The organism is Nocardioides sp. (genome assembly GCF_031397825.1).
Classification (GTDB): domain Bacteria; phylum Actinomycetota; class Actinomycetes; order Propionibacteriales; family Nocardioidaceae; genus Nocardioides.
In genome coordinates, this window is the sequence record NZ_JANNML010000005.1 from 1 (window position 1) to 2,324 (window position 2,324).

Below are 2,324 nucleotides of genomic sequence, written 5' to 3' on the forward strand. Positions count from 1 at the left end.
TCCACCCGCCGCGCACCGGCGCCGTGACCGTCGGCGGGGTCGGCCTCGTGGACCTGCCGCTGGCCGACCTGCGCGGCCACGTCGCGCTCGTGACCCAGGAGCACCACGTCTTCGTCGGCACGCTCCGGGAGAACCTCGCCCTCGCGGCCCCCGCGGACGCCGGCGACGACGCCATCCGCGCGGCACTCGACGCGGTCGACGCGCTCGACTGGGTCCACGGCCTCCCCGACGGGCTCGACACCGTCGTCGGATCCGGCGGGCGTGCGGTCACGGCCGCCCAGGCCCAGCAGATCGCGCTGGCCCGCCTGGTCCTGGCCGATCCGCACACGTTGGTGCTCGACGAGGCGACGTCGCTGATCGACCCGCGTGCCGCCCGCCACCTGGAGCGCTCGCTGGCGGCCGTGCTCGAGGGCCGCACGGTGATCGCGATCGCGCACCGGCTGTTCTCCGCGCACGACGCCGACCGGGTCGCGGTCGTCGAGGACGGCGTCATCGCCGAGCTCGGCTCGCACGACGAGCTGGTCGCGGCCGGTGGGTCCTACGCCGCGCTCTGGGACAGCTGGAACGGCGGCCGCTGACCCGCCGTACGACGCCCTGGCCTCCTCAGTTCTGGGGAAAGGCCCTCGTCGTTTCGTCGTCTTGGTGCGCTCTTGATATTTTCATCTGATCATGGACCCGACGCGCGCGACCCAGCAGCCGCGCACGCAGCGATCCTCGTCGGGGTTCCGCGAGGACGTCCAAGGCCTGCGCGCGGTCGCGGTCCTCACCGTCCTCGCCGCACACGCCGGCGTCGCGTTCCTCCCGGGCGGCTACGTCGGGGTCGACGTCTTCTTCGTGATCTCGGGCTTCCTGATCACCCAGCTGCTGGTGACCGAGGCCTCGCGCTCGGGCCGGGTCTCGCTGAGCGGCTTCTACGCGCGCCGGGCCCGGCGCATCCTGCCCGCCGCCAGCGTCGTGCTGGTCGCGACCGTGGCCGCCTCGGTGCTCTGGATGAGCGTGCTCGAGGCGATCGACCTCGCCAAGGACGCGCTCTGGTCGGCGGTCTTCGCCGCCAACGTGCGCTTCGCCCAGCAGGGCGTCGACTACTTCGCGGCCGAGGCCGCACCGTCCCCGCTCCAGCACTACTGGTCGCTGGCGGTCGAGGAGCAGTTCTACCTCGTGTGGCCGCTGCTGGTCGGCGCCGTCGTCTGGGTCGTGGCCCGCCGACGCGCGACGGAGGGCCGGTCCACAGGCATCCTGCGCGGCCTCGTCGTGGCCATCGTCGCGATCGGCGTCGCCAGCTTCGCGTGGTCCCTGGTCCACACCGGCGCCGAGCCGCAGTCTGCCTACTTCTCGACCTTCACCCGCGCCTGGGAGCTGGCCGTCGGCGCGGGTGTCGCGCTGGCCGTGCACGCCGGTCGCACCCTGCGCCACCGCCGCGGCGCCGAGGTGCTCGTGTGGGGTGGCCTGGCCTCGGTCCTGCTGGCCTGCCTGGCCTTCGACGAGACCCTGGCGTTCCCCGGCTACGCCGCTGCGCTGCCCGTGCTCGGCACCGCCGCGGTGCTCTACGCCGGCGCCCACCCGGGCGTGACCACGAGCGCGGGACGACTGCTGTCGCTGCGCCCGATGCGTGCCGTCGGCGACTGGTCCTACTCGCTCTACCTGTGGCACTGGCCGCTGCTCATCGTCCCGCCGACCGCCCTCGGCCGGGACCTGCGGCCGCTCGAGGTCGTGCTGCTGGTGGCGCTCGCCTTCGAGCTGGCCTACCTCACCCACCGCTTCGTCGAGCAGCCCTTCCGCACCCGCCGTGTCTCCTCCGTGCGGCCCCGCCGGGCGCTGATCCTCTACCCCGTGTTCCTGGGCCTCGTGGGCTCGACGGCCGGCGCCGGCTGGGCGTGGTCCGACTACCGCGTCAGCGAGCACGGCGACTCCCCCGCCATCACGACCAGCCAGTTCGGGATCACCGACGACGGCCCCGACGCGCTCGTGCGTGCCTCGGTCCTCGCCGCCCAGTCCCACCAGGCCGCGCCCAGCGACCTGACCCCCGACCTGGTCGACCTCGAGGACGACCTCGCCGACGTCGGCGACTGCCTCTACGAGGGTGGCACCACCTGGGAGCTCTGCCCGCGCGGGGACGACGACGGGGACAAGACCCTGGTGGTCATCGGCGACTCCCACGCGCGGGCCTGGATCCCGGCCTTCGACCAGATCGCCGAGCGGTCCGGCTACCGCGCCTTCTACCTCGTCAAGGCTCAGTGCAGCGCCGCCCTGGTGGATCCTTCCGAGGCCTTCACCGGCGACCCCTGGCCCGAGTGCGAGGAGTTCCACCGCTGGACCGAGGACCA

The 2,324-nt window shown here is 73.5% G+C and carries 2 protein-coding genes; both read left to right on the top strand.

Translation table 11 applies throughout. The annotated features are described in order from the left end of the window. A partial coding sequence (locus RMN98_RS00380; RefSeq protein WP_309646816.1) for an ABC transporter ATP-binding protein occupies positions 1-578 on the top strand: 578 nt, incomplete at its 5' end. 91 nt (positions 579-669) lie between these two features. Further along, positions 670-2,324: acyltransferase family protein (locus RMN98_RS00385; RefSeq protein WP_309646817.1), on the top strand; the 1,655-nt coding region annotated here is incomplete at its 3' end.